Origin of the sequence: Marinilactibacillus sp. XAAS-LB27 (assembly GCF_036039175.1) — a bacterium.
Classification (GTDB): Bacteria; Bacillota; Bacilli; order Lactobacillales; family Carnobacteriaceae_A; genus Marinilactibacillus.
In genome coordinates this window covers 91,829-110,978 of sequence record NZ_JAYXKP010000007.1, presented here as the reverse complement: position 1 = coordinate 110,978, position 19,150 = coordinate 91,829, and the positions used below count along the sequence as shown (strand labels likewise).

The following is a 19,150-nucleotide window of genomic DNA, read 5'->3' as shown; positions in this document are numbered from 1 at the left end:
CAATCTCGGTTCCAACAATCAGACACGTATTCTTCAAACTGACTTGCTATTTCGATCTCAGTTCTAACAATCAGGCGTGTATTCTTTAAACTCACTGCTATTTCGATCTCAGTTCCAACAATCGGACACGTATTCTTCAAACTGACACTATTTAAAAACCGCAGTTTCGACTCTGAAGCCTAATAGCCCTCAAGTGTCAAAACTGCGGTTTTTTATTCGTCTTCTAGCGTATATTCTTTGAAGAACTGTTCCAGATAGATTTCCATAAACTGGTGACGGTCTTCTGCAAGCTGGATGGCTGTTTCGGTATTCATCAGTTCTTTTAGTTTTAGTAATTTTTCGTAAAAATGATGGATGGCACTACTTTTTCCTTCACGATATTCTTTTTTAGTCATGTTTTCTCGAACAGTGTACTGCGGGTCAAATATTGGATTACCCACGCTCCCGGCATACACAAAAGTTCTAGCAATTCCAATCGCTCCAATAGCATCCAAACGATCTGCATCCTGAACGACTTTCGCTTCAAGTGACCCATATAAGTGATTGTTTCCGCCTTTATAAGACATTGTCTGGATGATCGATAACACGTGTTCAATGACAGCAGATGGCACACCTTCTCCTTCAAGCCAGTAATTAATTTCAGAGACCCCTTCTGCTTCACTAGAAACAATCTTATCGTCTGCAAGATCATGCAGTAAAGCGGCCAATTGCACAACGAATAGATCTACTTTTTCGGCTTTACCGATTTTAATCGCGTTGTTCCATACGCGTTCAATATGGAACCAGTCATGTCCTGATCCTTCTCCTGTTAACCTTGAGCGGACCATTTCTGCTGTACTCAAGACGATTTCCTCATTCATCAAATTCCTTCTTTCCGTTCTACTTTTTTTCTCAGTCTACCCTATTTTATGCTACACTGTGGAAAACAGTTCATTGTACTGAGTTCCTCATTCTATTTAAAAGAAAGGGTTTAATATCCCATGAAAATTCTAATTGATGCTGATGCCTGTCCCGTAAAAGACGTGGTCATTGAAGAAGTTAAAGATAAAGATATTCAGGTGGTTCTCGTTTCCAGTATTGCGCATTATTCTCTTCAAGATTATCCCGAATACGTAAAACGCGTTTACGTAGAACATGGCGCAGATTCCGCTGACTTTAAAATTGTTCAACTTGCTAAGTCCTCCGACATCATCGTGACACAAGATTACGGTTTAGCTTCTCTTTTGCTCCCAAAAGGTTGTATTGTCCTGCATCATAAGGGTTTCCGATACTCTTCTGATAATATCGATCAGTTACTCGAAACAAGACATTTCAGTGCCATGGCACGTAAAAGCGGACAACGCACTAAGGGTCCAAAGGCATTTACATCTGAAGATAAAGAAACTTTCCGAAAACTGTTCCAGCAATTTTTATAATTTGCTTAAAAAAGGCTCGACGTTTATTGTCGAGCCTTTTCAGTTCGTTTACTGTTCTTCCCAAGCTAACATACCGCCTGTTACGTTTACAGTTTTTATGCCTCTCTGTTCAAGAATGTCACTAGCTCTAGCTGATCTTTTCCCAGAACGACAAATTACGTGATAAGTCTTGGCTGGATCAAATGCATCCAGTTGATATTCTAACGTAGATAATGGTATATTTCTCGCCTGTTCAATATGCCCCTGATCAAACTCTTCTGTTTCTCTTACATCAATCAAGTTGACTTCTTCCAAATGGGTTTTCAATTCTCCAACAGTTATTTCGGACATTTTACGTCACTCCTTTTCAACTCTGTTACAAGTAGTGGAACTTTTCTATATTCCATAGTATCTCATAAAAAGGAGAAAATAAAACGACAAAATGCGAATTGGGGAACTAATGCCTCTCGATGCAAATCGAAAAAAGTCTTGTTCAAAAACTCTTTTAAAGTAAATGACTTCCTTCATAAAATGATCATGAAAATATGTTACGATAGTCAACAGAAGAACGTATTGAAGGAGCCGAACGTATGAAAAAGAAAACAATCGCTACAGTATTAGGTGGCTTAGGTGCTGCCGTAGGTGCTTTGACCCTAACCGGTAATTACTTTTACAAAACCGCTGTAGCTAACACAAAGAAACCTTTTATTGAAGAATTCGATCACGCTACGATTCATCCGGATGATCCATGGGCGGCTGAAAAACAATGGTATAACGACGTAGACCACGAAGTAACGCAGATTGTTTCTGAAGACGGACTGACAATTTCTGGTGTTTATATTCCAGCAGAAAAACCGTCAAGCAAAGTTGCTTTAATTGCCCACGGTTATAGTGGTAGCTTAAAAGATATGGCGCCTTTTGCTAAATTGTTTTATGACTTAGGGTTTAATATCCTAGTTTCTGATGCAAGAGGTCATGGTTCCAGCGAAGGAAATTATATTGGATTCGGTTGGCATGAACGAAACGACTATTTAAGATGGATCGATCAAATGATCCAACGTCACGGGGAACAGTCCGAAATTATTCTGTACGGTATCAGTATGGGTGGCGCCACTGTATTGAATGTGAGTGGCGAAAAACTACCAGAACAAGTTAAAGCAATCGTTGAAGATTGTGGATTTAGTTCGGTAGAAGAGGAAGTTACCCATCAGTTAAAAGATATGTACAAACTTCCGAAATTCCCATTGGTTCAAATGACCAGTTTAGTGACAAAAATTCGTGCAGGCTATTGGTTTGAAGAAGCTAGCTCGCTTGAACAAGTGAAGAAAAATCAAACGCCGACGTTATTCATTCATGGAGACGCTGATCACTTTGTTCCAACTTGGATGGTTTATGAGCTTTACGAAGCAAATGCTTCTCCTAAGGAACTTTACATCGTTCCTGGAGCGGAACATGCTTATGCCTACGTAACAGATAAAGCTATGTACCGTCGTAGAGTCTCTTGTTTCCTTGAAAAGTATGTTTCACTAGACCACACCCTATAATCAAAAAACGATACTCACCAGAAGCTATTTTTCTGCGTAAGTATCGTTTTTTCTATTTTATTGATCCGGCCACGTATGGTGATCGACTTGTATAGCGCCCATCAGTTTTTTTCTACGGTCTTCTTGCTCTGAGAACAACTCCTCAAAATCTCGAGCAGCTATAAGTGGTAAATCCTTTTTAACTAAAGGATCTATATCTGGAATCGGTGGAGCTACATCAGAAGGATTCACAAAAGCTTCGGTCAGACTTTCCAGATAGGTTGTTATACTCGATTTCGTACTCTGAATCAGTAAAAAATTCGTTTTATTTTCTTCTGCTAACCCACTCTTTAAAATCGTAAGCGTCTCATCCAGTATAGCAATCGCTACAGAAGCAGATTCTTTTGGATTACTACTATGGTAGAAATGGAGCAAAGGATAAGCATGATGTTGTTCCGTTAACTGGCTAATTTTAGAAGAAACATCTACTAGTACCAAGTCTATATTGTGAAAATCTTTGCCGTTCCAAACATTTTCGATCACTTCTATGCTTTTATTTCCAAGACTTGTTATGCTCATTGCAAGTGATCGTTTTTGAACAACCGCATCTACAACAGAAATAATGTACGAAGCGCATAAAGTCAAAAACAAGATGCCTGCACCTGAATTTAGAGTCGTTACAATCTGCCAAATTCCTGCTTTTGGTGCGTAATCTCCAAGACCAAGCGTAAACAGTGTGAATCCAGTGAAATAAATCCGTTCATACCAGACAATTGGACTATCTGGGCTAGAAGTATTACTGATAGAAGTAGGATCTCCTGAAAAGAATAATGAAAATCCTGCCCAAATCATAAAGGACCATAAAAATAGCGTACTTACTAATGTTACCGGACCGACGAAATCATAAAACTTATTTTTTATGCTTCCCAGTCGGTTAAACACTCTCCAAATTATTTCTGCTAACCTTTTGGAAAGAGGACCTGCCCCACCATCAACCCAAAGTGTTGTCCAGATTAGATCCGTAATTGCTAACCCGATTACGATAACTCCTGAGATATAGAAAAACCAATTCATGTTAATTGCCACCTATCCTATCCTTTTTATCACACTTCCATCATAATAGGATTAGTTGGATTCTCCAAGTAGGACGAACTTGACTCAGTCATTTCTTCCGTATAGACATTAACCTTATTCCTTCCTGTTTCCTTTGCTCGATATAAAGCTGTATCTGCTTTATTCAAAAGATTTGATACCGTTTCTCCTACATCTCTGATAGACTCTGCCACGCCTAAACTAAGTGTTACACTAATTTCACCTTTTGACGTGATCAACGGCGTACTTTCAACAGCTAATCGAATACGGTTTGCTAATGCCTCCGCTTGTAATTGCGTACAATTTTTAATTGCAAAAACAAATTCTTCTCCGCCATACCGAGCGAAAAGTTCTTCGTTCACTAAATTATTCTGGCAAATTTTAACAATGTGTTCTAACAAGCGGTCTCCCATATGGTGACCATAAACATCGTTCACTTTTTTGAAATAGTCCACGTCCATAATCATGATAGAAAACGGGGTTTGTTCTAAAATTGACTGTTCATAGTCAATTTCACACTGCTTTAGAAAAGCGCGTCGGTTATAAATTTGAGTCAAATCATCGTAATAAGCCTGTTGTTCCAGAAGATTCTGAAGCTTTTTGACTTCTGTGATATCCGTAAAAATAATCAAAAAACCATCTACATTATGGGCAGGGTCTAGTAAAGACAAGCGTACCTGATAAATTTTTTCATCATTTAATTGAGTTTTGATCTCTGCCATACCGATTTTCATATCGAAAGGTTTATCAAATAAAGTTTCCCATATATCTTGAATATCCAAACCAATAAACGACCGATTGACTTGCGTAAAATGACTTCTACACGCTTGGTTGATTTCGACTAGCCTTAAAGATTCATCCAGTACCATAACAGCATCATTGATACTATTAAATATCACGTCTTTTGCAACGGGCATCAAGCTGAATAGTCTTGATGAACTGATTGCCCAAAAATAAAGTAAGGTCGAGATCCACATGACCATGGGTACAGGATCGATCCCTTCAGGAGTTAAACCAATTAAATAAACAAAAGCCGTCGTCATCGGTAAAAATTGCCCGAAAAGAAGCGCTAGAATCTGCGGACGATATTGTTTAGACATTTCTCTATATCTGGACGCTAACATTAAGAAACCGCCTAGCATACAACCAAATGTTAGAATCCCTTGGAGTAGGTACCAGAACCCAATTTCTTGATAGAAAAAAGGCGCGCCTAATACAGGATGAACCTCGTATACTCTATAGTACAAATGATGCAAATCATTTGTAAGGACCAATCCAGTTGTAATCACCGGAATAATCAATAGGCCACCAATTTGTTTCTTTTTGATGTTGAACCCCAAGTACTTCAAAATAAACAGCAAACCTAATGGAGAAGCATAGGGCAACGCGAAGTACAGAACAATCGTCCAGAATTTCATTTCACCAAGATTTGAAGAAAGCATACCGAAGGCGGAACCCATGCAGTAAATAGCGATTGTACCTATATACGGCAAGAAATAAGAAGATATGCTTTTGTATAGATGTCGTTTACGAAAAATATATAGAAATAAGTATAAATTCAGAACACCCGATGTTGCGGTAACGGATATGTAAGCCAATAGTTGTCCGTGCATAGTTTGTACCTCTATACTTTGTTTTTATTTTACTATAGCACAGTTATCTCAATTTCGAACAAAACGCTTTAAGAACAATTTATGACAAATAACCAAAATAGACAGATCACTCATATTTGGATGAGTGATCTGTCTATTTTTTATACTATTCATTTTGTTTACTTCATATTTGGGATGTCTTCAATAGAATCAATGTCCATATACGTAGGAACGGCTAAGCCACTACGGGCCCCTTCTAAGTTTGCCCCTAAATCATTGATATCTTCTCCATACTCTTCCATAAATGCACCATGTGAGCCAGGTAGCCAAGGTGCTAAACTCACATCACCTTCGCCTGCTGCAATGGCACTAAACATAATGGCCGGATCAACACTGGAAATTGTTGTATTAAATCCATGCTGGTCTAGTACGACTTTCATGACGTTTGCTGAAGCACGTTCCGTATCCCAAGGTGTCGAAACGAGTTCAACGGTTTCTCCATTACCGTTTTCTGCTCCAGATACCCATTCTTCAACTTTATTTTGATTGTCTTCTACCCATTGTGCTGCAACTTCTTCAAAGGGTTTCTCTCTTGCCTCTAGCATGACATCTTGCATATCTTCAACTTCCCAGTTGAATTGTTCTATAATTTTATAAGCTTCTGGCATGTCCTCTTCGAAGTCCATTCTTGTAATGGTATGAATACTTTCGGTTTCTCCAAAGGTTAGTTCTGGATCTTCTAGAAATTTAATATCATACTCTTCAAATTTCCAGTGTGGCGCCCAAGCTGTAATGATGATTGGCTCTTCGTTTCGGATGGCTTGGTCCAGTTCTGTCAGCATTCCAGCAGCAGAACTTTCCTGTAAATTCCAGTCGCTCAGGTTGTCATATGTTTCTATAGTATCTTTAGCCATTTGAGTTAAGCCTGCTCCTGGTTCTGTCCCAGTAATCGTGTAATCGAGCGCTTCTCCTAAATGGGTCTCGCCTGTATCCTCTGCTCCTTCACCGGTACTACATCCAGCAAGTAGCAAAGCCCCTGATACAATTGACAGTGTTCCTATAGATTTTCGATAAAACATTCTTTTCCTCCTCAAAAATTAGTCCGTTGAAGATCGTTTTTAAAAAGAGACGATATGTATTTCTGCTCAATTTGTTTTCCTAAAATCAGAAATTGAACGACGTACTCTTTTTTTATCTTCAATAGACTCCACTAATTATGTTAACATAACCTGGGAAGAGAATCAAAAAAGCCTACCATTCCGCTATTTTTTTGAATAATCTTAACTATTATATAGCATTTCACATACAAAAAGTAGTTTCCCGAGAAGAAACTACTTTTTAATAAACCATAATACTCAATTGAATTTTTCTTATTCTGAATCATCATCTTCTATATATTCCAAAATATCTCCCGGTTGGCATTCAAGTACTTTACAAATTGCGTTCAATGTTGAAAAACGTACAGCACTTACCTTACCTGTTTTGAGTTTAGATAAGTTCACATTTGCGACTCCAACTTTTTCTGATAATTCTTTTAAAGATATTTTACGATCGGCCATAACCCGATCTAATCTAAGAATAATGGCCATTGTTTTTTCCTCCATGCTATAACGTTTCGTCGACATCCTTTTGTAAAGACTCTCCGTATTTAAATATTTCAGCTAGTGTATAAAAGATTATTGAAAGCAATAATAATCCACCATCAACATTGACTTGTACATAAGTCCCTTCTAAAAATACAGCATAAAGGATATTAGGTAAAACTGTAAGAATTAAAAAACAGATCAAAGATAATATCGATAGTATGTATATCTTTTTAACTTGAAAATTTTTAAACGGAACTTCGCTTTTAGCCATATCACTGAAAAGTTTACTAACGATAAAATAACCTATCAACGTGGTAAAAAGAAGTGAAAATGAAACGATTATATTCAATGTTCCAACAAGTGTTTGATCAATTTCTCCTGATTGTCGCCCAAAACTGAGTATGGTCATAATGCCATTTGGTAACTGCGTATCAAGTTCAAATGATGTATCTGAAAATACAAAATACATGAAATAGACAATCTGAAATAAAATTAAGCCCATGAACACATTTAATATAATACTGACACTTCTACTAAGTAAACTAATTTTTCTATTCATTCAAAACGCCTCCTTAAACAGAGAATATCAGCATTATTTATAATAGTCAATAATTAATTAACGATTATCGTTAAATATTTACTATCATCCTATTTATATAGACGCGTATTCATTTTTAAAATAGGTCTCACATAATTCGATGAAGTTTTGTACATCTTCTCGCTGATTTCGTTTGCGTTTACCTATTCCACATATTGCACTAGAATAAGTTGATTCTAAATCAACCACCTTGAACTTATCCGTTTTTCCCACAACCGTTTTCCCTGCCCAAGAAATTCCTTTATTCAATTGTATCGATTTAGTAAGTTCCTCTACACTATCCACATAAAATACAGGCTTCAGCTCAATTTTCTTTTCCCTGATGATCTGCTTAAACTCTGTAAAATAATCAGGTCCAGCTTTCTGTGATAGAGCAACAATCGGATAATTTCCTAATTCCTCTAAAGTAACTGCCTTTTGTTTTCCTAAAGGATGGTTTGGTGAACAGATAATGCAAATATCTGATTGAATCAATGGCGTAGCTTCAATTGTTGACTGTGCAGATAATTCATCCAGCCTACCAAATACAGCATCTAAATCTCCCGCCTCAAGTTGTCGCATACAAGACTTGAAACTACCTTTAGTCACTTTGATGATTTTTTCTGGAAAGCGTTCTTCGTGGAAAGCGATCATACTCGGTAGATCTTTTGATTCCAAGGGTCCAGTTATTCCAACATGTATTACCTGACCTTCTATACGAGAAACAGCCTGCAGATTTACTATCATCTCGGCTTCTCTTTCTAATGTTTCATCCCAAAATGCATAAAATAGTTCGCCAGCTTTTGTCAGTTTTGGCTTGTAAAAACTTCGGTCAAACAATTGGGCAGACAAGTCACTTTCAAGAAAAGCAATTTGCTGACTGATTGCAGACTGCGTAATCAGATGAGCTTTTCCAGCTGCAGAAAAAGAGCCTTCTTCAACAACAGCTAGAAAATATAAAACTCTTTTATCTAACATAACGCACCTTCCTTACTCGCTTAGTGACCAGTTCACTGCCTCATTTGCATGGATACTAGTTGTATCAAATACGGCTAGAACAGAATCTTCCGGTTTAATCAGCAAACCAATTTCTGTACATCCAAGGATAACCCCTTCAGCACCCATCGTTTTCAATTGTTCGATGGCTTCTTTGAAATACATTCTAGAAGAGTCTTCAATTTTCCCAAGACAGAGCTCATCAAAAATGATTCCATTGATTTTATGTCTCTTGTCTTCCGTCGGTACGACTACTTTAATGCCATTCTGTTCAATTCTTGACTTATAAAAATCCTGTTCCATCGTATAGTTTGTTCCAAGCAAGCCAACTGTTTTAATGCCAGCTTTTTTTAACTCTTGTGCGGTAGTGTCCGCAATATGTAAAATCGGTATCGTAATCTTTTCTTGAATCGCTTCAATAACCTTGTGCATCGTATTTGTGCAGATCACAATAAAGTCTGCTCCTGCTTTTTCCAAAGAATTTGCTGCTTCTCCAAGGCGTTGGCCCGCTTTTTCCCACTCACCTGATTGCTGATAATGTTCAATTTCTTCAAAATCAACACTATATAGTATGCATTCTGCCGAGTGTAGCCCACCAAGTTGTTCTTTCACTTTCTCATTGATCAATCTATAGTATTCACTAGAAGACTCCCAACTCATACCACCTATCAAACCGATTCTTTTCATTATTCGAACCTCCTAAATAGTTGAACCTGTTTTCTTTTATTCATTCTACTTTAAAACTATCTAGAGATAAATAAAAAGATGAACTCTTCTTGCTCTTTAGAAGAGTTCATCTTTTTTATTTGTCGTTCATGATCTTGTTTTGCAGTGTCTGCTTAAGTTCTGAATAATCCACTTTCGAATAGTCTGTAACGTCTATTTCGTAAAGTTCCCCTAATTGAAAATCATTATATCTTCTAGACTCTATGATCTGTTTGAATGCTGATTTGGTAATTAACTGATCTGCTTTCGATCGGTCTTCAAGCTCATCCCCATAGTGGTAATGTGACTGGATATGACTCAAATGTCTCGAAGGTTCGACGTCTCTTTTCTTTCTCCTTTCCCATAGAACATCGAAATCCGCGACTAGTCTAATGGTGATGACCTTGTATTTATGCTGGGCTGAAAGTTCTGATAACCTTCTTCTTTGTTTCTCGCTAAACGGATATTCTGAAAGGATTACTTTTTTACCGATCTTCATGTAAAGATTTAGTACCCCATAATAAAAGTCCCAAACTTGTGTTTCTAGTGCTGCTTTTTCCTTGAGATTGTTAAACCCTACCGCGTCTGCAATCACTTCTTTGCCTTCGTCTGGCGTGATAACAAACATATCCGGTAAGACTTGTTTCAATTCTTCTACTAAATAGGATTTTCCTGTTGCCGGACTCCCTGCTAAAAGAATCAAGTATTTCTCCACTTTACTGAGTAACTTTGATTGGACTATCCACATTCATGAACAATCCAATTTTATGTTTAATGATTTCTTTTACAGCTAAATTAGCAGGAATCACATTGTGACGAAGAGATTTATTAACGGGTGTTTCTGCGAAGCAAGCTTTGGCTTCTTTTGTCCAGTTAACGAGTAGTTCTGTACCAACGTTGAATTTTCGGATACCGTTATTGATTAAGTCTGGATAATCTTCTTCTTTTACACCTGTTCCACCGTGAACCACTAGAGGAATATCGGTCACTTTATGAATCTCTTTCAACAATGGAATATTAACATCCGTTTTAGATTTAAACTGGCCGTGATTTGTCCCAATCGCAATAGCCAGAGCGTCAACGCCTGTTTCTTTTACAAATTCTACTACATCTTCTGGACTCGTGTAGACTCTATCTGCCTCTTCTACATGAATCCCTTCTTCTGTACCACCAATCGTACCTAATTCACCTTCAACTGAAGCCCCATGTTTATGCGCATATTGTACAACGGCTCTTGTTTTAGCAATATTTTCTTTGAAAGGTAATTGAGAACCATCGTACATAACGGATGTATACCCACTATCAATAGCTTCTTTAATATCATCGAAGTCCTGAGCGTGATCTAAGTGTAGCGCAACGTCGACCATTTCGTCCTCAGCCAATTGTCTTGCAACAGCGACCATTACTTTAAAACCAATATATCTTGCTGTAGCGATTGACGTTTGAATAATGATTGGTGAGCCCATTTCTTTTGCAGCTCGAATCATTTCCGGCATCATTTCCAAGTTGTGTGCGTTGAAAGCACCGATTGTCATGTTCAAGTTTTCTGCTGTTTGCGTTACATTTTTCAAAGTTGTATACATTCTATTCTCTCCCTTTTTTATCTAGATGTCGTTACTTTTTTAGCAATTTGTCTCATGTCGTCCATTTTATTCATGTAGTATTCAATACCTTCATCATTACCACTTCGAGCTGATTCTGCTCGTTTAGCGTTGTATAAATTCATCAACTTTTTATACCCATCCCCGATGGACAGTTTGTATTCTAAACTTTTTTCCAGTGATGTAATGGCTTCTTCGTTCTGAGTTAATTCGGCTTGCTTCAAGCCTATTTTTTCATACAGTTTTGCTTTAGCTTCTTTATCAGAATCGTTTGTTGCTTCTGCTTGAGTACGTAATGCTTCCACTTCTTTTAGCAGAGATGCTTTTTCTTCCTCTGTAAGAGTTGGCTCTGATATTTTTGCCGAAGTCGTTGGTTTCTGTTTATCTTTGTTTTTAAATAGTCCGAACATCATCGTTCCTCCTTAGTTTAAAATACTTTTAAGATTGGACTTAGAATCCATGCGTACAGTAGAGCCGCAACGACGGTATCAACATCTGTTGCTGTAGCGTTAATAAAACCTAGTGTGTTGAAAGCTGTAACGAGTAGAGCGGGTAAGAGAGTGATAAAGAATCCATGTGCGATTCCGCCGATGATTGCCCCTCTTCGACCTCCGACTGCGTTACCGAATATTCCAGCTGTTCCCCCAGCAAAGAAGTTGGTCAGCATACCTGGTAAAATCATCGCTAATCCAAAGACTGGTAAAACGAACATTGCAATCACGGTTCCGATTGTCGTTGTAATGAATCCCAAAATTACTGCGTTTGGAGAATAAGGGAAGAATACTGGACAATCTAGCGCTGGAATCGCATCTGGAACTAATTTCATTGCAATCCCTCTGAATGCAGGTACGATTTCGCCTAATAGTAAACGAACACCTGCTAGTAGAACATATACTCCAACCACAAACTGAATCGCTTGTATGAATGCAAACATGATATAGTTTTGAGAGCCGGATAATGTAGATGCAAACTCATCACCTGCGAACGCAGCTGTAACGATGTAGAGCGGGACCATAACAACCATTAGTGATAGATACGTATCTTGCAAGAATTCAAAAGATCCTGGTAGTTGAATATCTTCGATTGATTTCTTATTTTCTCCACGTTCTCCAAAGAGTTTCGCAACTCCTGCTTCAAACAAGTAGCCAAATGTACAGAAGTGACCTAACGCAATATCATTTGAACCCGTTACTTTACGAATAATTGGTTGTGCCATTGCTGGCATCGCAACTGCGAAGACAGCCCCGACAAATCCACCCACTAAAATCAACGTGATTCCTCTAAGTCCTGCAAAGAATCCAAAGACAGTTGTCATTGTAGCCATCCATAAAATGGCTTGACCAGTCAGGAATATATATTTCCATCTAGTGAAGCGTGCAATCAGGATATTGAAGACGAAAATCGCTAAAAAGGTTAAGGCGATGTCTCTTCCGAGTCCTAACTCATTCATTGCCTGTCCATTTATGGCTTCTATCGAAGGAATAATTCCTTGCATACCGAAACCTACTGTGAAAATTTCTCCGAAATACGTTAAACTCCCAACAATAATCCCAGATCCGGCACTAAGCACTTGAAAACCAAGTAACGTTTTAAGTGTTCCGGATATGACCTGTCCCATCGATTTCTTTTGTAAAAGCAAGCCAAGCATTGCGATCAACGCGATGGTAATAGAAGCCTGCGTTAAAATATTATTCACTATAAAATTTATGACTGACATATTTTTATCCCCCTATCCTAATCTTAGATAGCTCCTTTAGCTTCTAGTACAGGCGTTAGTTTTTCGTCTATTTCTTGTTTAGAGACAATGTTTTTCAGATAAACAATAGATGTTTTAGCTTCATCAATATTGAATTTTTCAAATTGTGACTTGAAGTTCTGTGCTGTGATGATGATATCCGGACTCATGGAAGCGGCACTTGAAATATCCACATGATCTAACTTCGCTTTTACACCTTTAGCGTTTAGTACATCTTCGGCTGACATTTGTGCGGCAAAGCTACTGCCTAGACCTGCTCCACATACGAATAAAATTGTTAGTTGTTTACCCATTTTTATCTCCCCGTTTCTGTTGTTTTTGAATTTTCACTATATAAAATATTTTTAAACGTTTCGATGTCGCTACACTGAACCATTTCTTCGATTTTTTCTTTATCATTGATCAAATCGACAAGATTTTTCATGATGTTCAAGTGTGAGTAGGCATCTACTGCTGCGAGACAGAAGATAATTTTTACTGGATCATTGTCCTCATTACCGAACACAATTGGTTCCTTCAAGGTTGCAACACTGACGCCTAACTTATTAACACCGTCTTCTGGTCTAGCATGTGCTAATGCAATATGTTCTCCGATAACGATATAAGGACCGTACTCTTCTACAGATTGAATCATAGCGTTTACATATCTTTCTTCGATAATATCTTTCTCAAGCAAAGGGACTGAAACTTTTCTGATAGCATCACTCCAGTCTTCTGCTTGTTCGGAAAGTAAAATATCCTTGTCTTCCAAAATATCCTTAAGCATAGGCTGAATCTCCTTTTTATTTATTTTTAATTGATGTGTATCGAATAAGGATTCCAAAGATTGATAGATGTTCTTGGAAACTTTCCCACCACTGTTATCGATAATTTCAATAAAGGAATGGAATAAATCTGTTGCATCTGTGGACTGGTTCGTTAATCTTTTAAATTGCTGATGACACTTCAAGAATCTTTCAATCGTTTGTTGATCTTCCTCTTTAATAATCGGATCAAGTACGAGTAACGGTTTCTGATCATAATCAAGTGGTAAGGTAGAAAATACGACATCTACATCCAGCTTCTCAATCAAGTCCGTTTCTCTTGAACTGAGTACACCAACAATATCAATATTGAATTGTTCTTTTAGATTCTCTGAGAGTAACTTTCCTGTTACCATTCCGTGGTTGCAGACGATAACCGCTTTGTAGGTATACTTCAAGTCCCGCTTGATTGCACTCACTGATGTTGAGAAATGAATGGTTAAAAAGGCAATTTCATCTTCTGTCAGTGTCTCCCCTGTAAGTTGTTCAATATTAGGTGCAAAAGCATTGATGGCTAGATAAACTTCCTGGTAGTAACTATGAATCGTATCTTTTAGTGGATTCACAATCTGGATATGGTTCTTCACTCGATTGATCAAACCAAGGATATGTTTGTACAGTCCTTTTTGAAGTGATTCTTCTTCACGAGTGAATGGAATATTTGTCGCTCTCTCAACGTGTCGAATGAGTTGGATAGATAGCAGCTGCGCTTGTACCCATTCGATTGAATCAGTCGTATTTTCTGAAGTAAATGACTCTAGCATAAAACGAATATACTGCATCTCGGGTTCTGGCGGACGCACATTCAACGCTTCACAGAGTTTCTCTGTATACGCCTTCATTTTCGAATGACGCTTATTGTCCGTTTCTACTGATGTACCAACTATAATTTGTTTAGTACAATATCGGTTAATCCATACAGCCGTAAACAAAATCATCTGATCACGATACGTACTTTCTTCTGTTGATGATATGGTCTGATCATATATCTGATCTAGTGTTTTAAACAGTTTAATTGGTATATATTGATTGAGTATTTTCTTCATGACCGTTTCTGTTTTCTTTTCAACCGTTGTAGACGTCGAGCCGACATATTTATTGATAACGTCATAAATCATTGTTCTAATGGAGCGTTCGGTACCTTGTAATAGGACACCTTGCTTGATGGTACTGATGACTTCTATATCGTATGTTCTCAGAATCTGTCTAACTCTTCTCATATCTTCATCCATCGTGCTTTTGGAAACTTGATAATCCAATTCTTTTTGATGACAAAATATTGGAACTTCCGATAATGAAAATGCGAGAATCAAATCCACAATTCTTTCGTCTCTTGATAGATAATCTTCTTCATTTTCTTGATCACTGAGTGCTTGTAACTGGTTTTTTTCATCTTCAGTAAGGTTCAGAATAAATCCTTTTCCTCTAATCGTTTGAATTCTAGAAATTCCTTCGTCTTCGAGAAAATGATTAATTTCGCTGATCTCACTTCTGATCGTTCTTGGGCTAACATTGAATTCCACTTTCAGCGTTTCTATAGATAAAGGTAGGTCTGCATTCACTAACCTGCTTAATGTTTTTAAAGTTCGATCTTTCAACTTATAACAACTCCTTATCTGACTACAGTATAAAATGTCTTTGAATAGAATATCAGTAGAGATTGTTGCAATCTCAGATGGCAATATTGTAAGCGCTACATTCGATATCCTCATCACAACTTATTTTTCTCTATTATTAACTCTAATATACTTTAACCAATTTATCTATCGTATCTTCTTTCAAAAAATAGTATAGTCGGTGTAGTACATACATTTCGGGAGGTTACTGATGTCCAAACTCATTATTATTCGCGGAAATTCAGGGAGTGGGAAATCTACTACGGCTCTGGAACTTCAATCTTATCTTGGTGCCAATACCATGCTTCTTTCTCAAGATGTTATCAGAAGAGAGATCATGTGCACTTCTGACGGTCCTGACAACTTAATTATTCCATTGATCATAGAAATGGTTCGTTACGGTCAGCAAGTCTGTTCTTATATTATTATTGAAGGGATTTTCAAAAAAGACTGGTACGCGGATATGTTTGAAACGCTTATCGAGCTATGTGACGAAGATTACTTAGCCTACTATTTTGATTTAAGCTTTGAAGAAACTTTGAAAAGGCACCAGACTAGAGATAAATTCAATGATTTCGGTGAAACGGCTATGCGTAGTTGGTGGAATGAACAAGATTATTTAGGGTTCCCAAATGAATCTCATTTCACAGAAGGTCATACGCTTTTAGAGATCATGAGAGGTATCCAGTTAGACATATCCCATTAAAGTCCATACTAAAAAACGCACTGATCCATGATCAGCGCGTTTTTTCTCTATTCAATTCTTCTTATACATCTACGATTCTTCTCAAAGTTCTTCTAATTTCTTTTCCATGTAAGATAATTACAGACCAGAACATCATGGTACTAATCATAAAAGAGATCAAGCTAGGTAAGGGCTGAGTTGTCCAACCCATCAAAAGGAAAATCAATGGAATAAATCCTAGTAAAGCAGCTGCCTGAAGATACAAAACATAATCTTCTGTATCCAGACGCACCATTTGAATCGCGAGAAACATAGCAACCAGCGCGAAAATACAGATAATGGGGATAGAGTACGTAATGGACCAGCCTGACCAGTCATTGATAAAGTCAAAATACAAACTAATCCCAGATAAGAGCAGGATCAGATACAAAATCCCCTTCGTGATATTTCGGCGTTTGCGGATAATAATCAAAACAACCATCCACATGCTCATAATTCCAAAGACAACGTAATCCAATCCAAAAAACTCAAAAGACCAAAGCCATTGAACTAGAAAATAGATAACAATAGCGACCACTGATACTAGCGTCAACAGCTTTGTTATACGCGCTCTATTAAACCGTAAAGGAATAGCTGGAAAGGGGTCAGATACTACTTCTGTTTGCTCTAGCTGCATGATTTGCTGCCCACAAAGCGGGCACTCTGACCACTCACCCTTTATTATCGTCTGACAGTGAGGACATGGATTCATCTGTTTTCTCCTCCAGTTCTTCCTTGGTCACTTTATTGGCTGTGACAGTCACGGGAATCTGTTCTTGGCTCAGCAATTCGACAAAACGTTTTTGAATAATCGTGTCCACAAATGGGGTTGTGAAACTAACCGTTAAACTATTTTCGTGACTGATCATACAAAACTGCGGTCGAATCGCAGAAGTATGGAAGTAGACAGAACGAACATAAGGTCTGACTTGTTCGGGGAACTCAATTCTACCCAAATTGGACATGGCAACTGTCACTTTTCGGTTATGAAATTTATTGATCATTTTCAATATGAAATCTTTGAGCGGTCTCGGTTGTATTCGAATAAATGGATTTAGTTCAAATGAGATAAATCGATTCAGTCTCTCTTCTAAATATTCAGACCCTGTTTGTGATTTAAGCTGTTCAGCAAGAGTTGTACAGAGCTTTTGGAAATCAGGTCGTTCTCTCTTTTCAATCACCGTTTTCAATTTCACCGTGGTAAAAAAGTTTCTAGCTGACGAAGAAGGAAAATACTGCCTGAGATTGACAGGTACCGAAACCGCTATGGCTGAAGGTTTTGACTCTCTATCTTTTGTTTGCTCAACAGCTAAAAGGTAGAGGGCCGTTAAATAAACGGTCAGCGATACATTAAATGACTTAGCTAGTTTCAGTGTCTGATCCAAAGGCAGATCTAATTCAATGACTCTTGTTCGATTATCCGGTGTCTTTTGTCCTTTAATTCGGTAAATCGCTTTTTGATCGTCTTCTTGATCCCCTAAATCAGGCGCATCCATCATTGCTGAGGGCGTAGAACGCTTACTTGCAGGCATATCTGACTCTCTTTCCAGATAAATCTTTTCCAGAGCAGATAAAGCTGCTTTTCTAAAGTTCTTCTGACGACTTTTTCTAAAATATTTAGCAAAGCTATCTTCTCTTTGATCCGCTACTCGAGCTTGTTCTTTTTGATTTTCTTCGCCGTGAATGTCCAGATACATCAAGGCAACATACTTGGATACCAAGTCTTCAAAGAACCACTGCGCTCCTGTCCCATCAGACAATGCGTGAAATACTTCCAGATGGATACGGTCATTATGGTAAAGTACTCGGAACAACAATTCTTTTCGGTCGAAATGATAAATCGGGGCACAGGGTGGTTTGGTTTCTGGTCTAGCTACCGGTCTCAAATTACTTTCTTCCAAATAATACCAGAACAATCCTCTTCTAAGTACACTACGGTATAATGCATACTGCTTGTAAACAGCCTCCAGCGCACGCTGTAGAATTCTCGGATTGATTGTTCCTTCTAATTCAGCACTCAGTCGAAATACTTTTGTGTCCACATCATTTTTAGCTGCCAGAAAAATATTGGATGCATTATCCAGTCTGACCCAATTCCTTCTCTCCAAACCTTGTCCCCCTCTTTAGTGCGACGTCTCGTTTTAATCTCTAGTCAGAAAATCATTTATGATCCGGAAAGACTCATCTAGCGGTGTTGCAAATTTTGGATACGTAATAAATCCGTGGACGGCATTTTCTACTCGGTGCAATCGAACTTTGTTGCCACTTTTAAATAAAGCACTCGCGTAAGCTTCTCCTTCATCACAAAGCGGATCATACTCTGCAGTGATCACCAATGTCTCTGGCTGGTTCGATAAATCTTCAGTCATTAAAGGGGCAACTTTATAGTTCTTGCGCTCAGCTTCGTCTGGAACATATAATTCCATATAACTTTGGATTTTATCAATTGTTAGTCCATAGTCGTGACCATTTCGTCTGATTGATTCAAACGGAGACGCTTCAGTATGATCCCAATAGGTGACCGGATAGAGTAAAATCTGTTTATAAGGCTGCGTCCGCCCTTTTTCTCTTAATAAGATACTGACGACAGCCGCCAGGTTTCCTCCCGCAGAGTCCCCCATAATGATCCATTTAGAGGTATCTTCTGGGCCAGTGAATTCTAACTGTTCAAGTAAAATTTCAGCTGCACGGAAACAGTCCTCAAGACCAGCTGGATAAGGATATTCAGGTGCTAATCTATAGTCCACTGAGTATACTACCCTTCCCAGCGCATCCGCAAGGTTTATGCAGGCTCTTGTATAGGAATCAATATCTCCAATAACCCAACCGCCGCCGTGGATGAACAAAACAGGTTCTTCGTGTTTTTTCTTTTTAGGCATAAAAACTCGGACATCAATCTTGTGCGAACGATCTTCAGAATAAATCTGCTCATCTAATATCCGGTAAGATCTTTTGGGCTTAGCATAGAAAATCTGCTGAAATTTTCTAATTGACTGATAATCTTCTTGAATATCAATTTTCGGAGAAGACATCAGCTTTAAAATCAACTTGAAGAATGGATTCATAATTCGGCCTCATTATCTTTAACTTTTCTACAGTTTATCACGAAAACCTTTCACAGACATTAAAACAGTCTATTCCCCATCTAGATTCTGTGTATAGATATGGTAAACTTGTTCACATTA

The 19,150-nt window shown here is 38.0% G+C and carries 21 protein-coding genes; 3 read left to right on the top strand and 18 right to left on the bottom strand.

The window, feature by feature from the left end; translation table 11 throughout:
• Positions 1-212: 212 nt before the first annotated feature.
• Positions 213-860: an HD domain-containing protein gene (locus tag VXN63_RS09780; protein WP_327757872.1), complete on the bottom strand. Its 648-nt coding sequence runs from the start codon at positions 858-860 to the stop codon at positions 213-215.
• Between the two features lie 120 nt (positions 861-980).
• Here VXN63_RS09780 and VXN63_RS09775 point away from each other — a divergent pair, with 120 nt between their 5' ends.
• Entirely contained in the window at positions 981-1,415 is a 435-nt protein-coding gene (locus VXN63_RS09775) for a YaiI/YqxD family protein (protein WP_327757871.1), read from the top strand.
• A 48-nt stretch (positions 1,416-1,463) separates the two neighbouring features.
• Here the strand turns inward: VXN63_RS09775 and VXN63_RS09770 are convergent, their stop codons facing one another.
• Entirely contained in the window at positions 1,464-1,745 is a 282-nt protein-coding gene (locus VXN63_RS09770; protein WP_327757870.1) for a rhodanese-like domain-containing protein, read from the bottom strand.
• Positions 1,746-1,984: 239 nt separating this feature from the next.
• On the opposite strand from VXN63_RS09770, the gene VXN63_RS09765 reads away from it, so the two are divergent.
• Positions 1,985-2,938, top strand: a complete 954-nt coding sequence (locus VXN63_RS09765) for an alpha/beta hydrolase (RefSeq protein ID WP_327757869.1) — start codon at positions 1,985-1,987, stop codon at positions 2,936-2,938.
• A gap of 57 nt (positions 2,939-2,995) precedes the next feature.
• Here VXN63_RS09765 and VXN63_RS09760 read toward each other — a convergent pair whose 3' ends face one another.
• The 13 genes from VXN63_RS09760 to VXN63_RS09700 form a co-directional block, all read right to left on the bottom strand.
• Positions 2,996-3,991 carry an ion channel gene (locus VXN63_RS09760; RefSeq protein WP_327757868.1) on the bottom strand — a complete coding sequence of 332 codons (996 nt, stop codon included), beginning with the start codon at positions 3,989-3,991 and terminating at the stop codon, positions 2,996-2,998.
• A gap of 29 nt (positions 3,992-4,020) precedes the next feature.
• Positions 4,021-5,622: a histidine kinase N-terminal 7TM domain-containing diguanylate cyclase gene (locus tag VXN63_RS09755; RefSeq protein WP_327757867.1), complete on the bottom strand. Its 1,602-nt coding sequence runs from the start codon at positions 5,620-5,622 to the stop codon at positions 4,021-4,023.
• 158 nt (positions 5,623-5,780) lie between these two features.
• A complete protein-coding gene (locus VXN63_RS09750; RefSeq protein WP_327757866.1) occupies positions 5,781-6,680 on the bottom strand; it encodes a glycine betaine ABC transporter substrate-binding protein in 900 nt (299 codons plus the stop codon).
• Positions 6,681-6,971: 291 nt separating this feature from the next.
• Positions 6,972-7,190 carry a helix-turn-helix domain-containing protein gene (locus VXN63_RS09745; RefSeq protein ID WP_327757865.1) on the bottom strand — a complete coding sequence of 73 codons (219 nt, stop codon included), beginning with the start codon at positions 7,188-7,190 and terminating at the stop codon, positions 6,972-6,974.
• Between the two features lie 16 nt (positions 7,191-7,206).
• Complete coding sequence (locus VXN63_RS09740; protein WP_327757864.1) at positions 7,207-7,746, bottom strand: hypothetical protein; 540 nt, start codon at positions 7,744-7,746, stop codon at positions 7,207-7,209.
• A gap of 93 nt (positions 7,747-7,839) precedes the next feature.
• The gene (locus VXN63_RS09735) at positions 7,840-8,742 is read right to left on the bottom strand and encodes a LysR family transcriptional regulator (protein WP_327757863.1); all 903 of its coding nucleotides are present in this window, start codon (positions 8,740-8,742) and stop codon (positions 7,840-7,842) included.
• A gap of 12 nt (positions 8,743-8,754) precedes the next feature.
• Entirely contained in the window at positions 8,755-9,447 is a 693-nt protein-coding gene (locus tag VXN63_RS09730; protein ID WP_327757862.1) for an aspartate/glutamate racemase family protein, read from the bottom strand.
• A gap of 115 nt (positions 9,448-9,562) precedes the next feature.
• Positions 9,563-10,180: an AAA family ATPase gene (locus VXN63_RS09725; RefSeq protein ID WP_327757940.1), complete on the bottom strand. Its 618-nt coding sequence runs from the start codon at positions 10,178-10,180 to the stop codon at positions 9,563-9,565.
• 1 nt (position 10,181) lies between these two features.
• Positions 10,182-11,048, bottom strand: a complete 867-nt coding sequence (locus VXN63_RS09720; RefSeq protein WP_327757861.1) for a class II fructose-bisphosphate aldolase — start codon at positions 11,046-11,048, stop codon at positions 10,182-10,184.
• Positions 11,049-11,065: 17 nt separating this feature from the next.
• Positions 11,066-11,476 (bottom strand): tetratricopeptide repeat protein, encoded by a 411-nt coding sequence (locus VXN63_RS09715; RefSeq protein WP_327757860.1) that lies wholly within the window; start codon positions 11,474-11,476, stop codon positions 11,066-11,068.
• A 17-nt stretch (positions 11,477-11,493) separates the two neighbouring features.
• Positions 11,494-12,783, bottom strand: a complete 1,290-nt coding sequence (locus VXN63_RS09710) for a PTS sugar transporter subunit IIC (protein WP_327757859.1) — start codon at positions 12,781-12,783, stop codon at positions 11,494-11,496.
• A gap of 23 nt (positions 12,784-12,806) precedes the next feature.
• Complete coding sequence (locus VXN63_RS09705; protein ID WP_327757858.1) at positions 12,807-13,115, bottom strand: PTS sugar transporter subunit IIB; 309 nt, start codon at positions 13,113-13,115, stop codon at positions 12,807-12,809.
• A 2-nt stretch (positions 13,116-13,117) separates the two neighbouring features.
• A complete protein-coding gene (locus VXN63_RS09700) occupies positions 13,118-15,223 on the bottom strand; it encodes a BglG family transcription antiterminator (RefSeq protein WP_327757857.1) in 2,106 nt (701 codons plus the stop codon).
• 229 nt (positions 15,224-15,452) lie between these two features.
• Here VXN63_RS09700 and VXN63_RS09695 point away from each other — a divergent pair, with 229 nt between their 5' ends.
• The gene (locus tag VXN63_RS09695; RefSeq protein WP_327757856.1) at positions 15,453-15,947 is read left to right on the top strand and encodes a kinase; all 495 of its coding nucleotides are present in this window, start codon (positions 15,453-15,455) and stop codon (positions 15,945-15,947) included.
• Between the two features lie 61 nt (positions 15,948-16,008).
• On the opposite strand, the gene VXN63_RS09690 is transcribed toward VXN63_RS09695, so the two are convergent.
• From VXN63_RS09690 to VXN63_RS09680, 3 genes are read right to left on the bottom strand one after another with little or no spacing between them, the layout of a single operon-like run.
• Positions 16,009-16,677: a DUF6320 domain-containing protein gene (locus VXN63_RS09690; protein ID WP_327757855.1), complete on the bottom strand. Its 669-nt coding sequence runs from the start codon at positions 16,675-16,677 to the stop codon at positions 16,009-16,011.
• A complete protein-coding gene (locus VXN63_RS09685) occupies positions 16,637-18,073 on the bottom strand; it encodes an alcohol acetyltransferase (RefSeq protein WP_327757854.1) in 1,437 nt (478 codons plus the stop codon). Before VXN63_RS09685 ends, VXN63_RS09690 begins: the two co-directional genes overlap by 41 nt.
• 33 nt (positions 18,074-18,106) lie before the next feature.
• Positions 18,107-19,030, bottom strand: a complete 924-nt coding sequence (locus VXN63_RS09680) for an alpha/beta hydrolase (protein ID WP_327757853.1) — start codon at positions 19,028-19,030, stop codon at positions 18,107-18,109.
• Positions 19,031-19,150: the final 120 nt, after the last annotated feature.